This is a genomic window from Citrobacter sp. Ce006 (assembly GCF_030336535.1).
Lineage (GTDB): Bacteria > Pseudomonadota > Gammaproteobacteria > Enterobacterales > Enterobacteriaceae > Citrobacter > Citrobacter europaeus.
In genome coordinates this window covers 1-287 of record NZ_JAOWDO010000040.1, presented here as the reverse complement: position 1 = coordinate 287, position 287 = coordinate 1, and the positions used below count along the sequence as shown (strand labels likewise).

The window sequence follows — 287 nt, the reverse complement described above, 5'->3', positions numbered from 1 at the left end:
CCACCACCATCACTTCATAAAGCAACACACCTAATTCATCTGCAATGCCCTATATTCTGCCCATGCGGGAAGGATGAGAAGCTTCGACTAAGGTTCGATTCGAGCGTAGCGAGAAAGCGTTGCCAAAGGCAACGACCCGAAGGGCGAAGCGCGCAGCGCTGAGTAATCCTTCCCCCACCACCATCACTTCATAAAGCAACACACCTCATTCATCTGCAATGCCCTATATTCTGCCCATGCGGGAAGGATGAGAAACTTCGACTAAGGTTCGATTCGAGCGTAGCGAG

2 other RNA genes are annotated in these 287 nt (G+C 51.2%); both read left to right on the top strand.

Features of this window, described 5'->3' with window-relative positions:
• Positions 1–52: 52 nt before the first annotated feature.
• A non-coding RNA gene (locus OGV94_RS00820) (RtT sRNA) lies at positions 53–183 on the top strand.
• Positions 184–226: 43 nt separating this feature from the next.
• Positions 227–287: non-coding RNA, RtT sRNA (locus OGV94_RS25180), on the top strand; the annotation flags it as partial.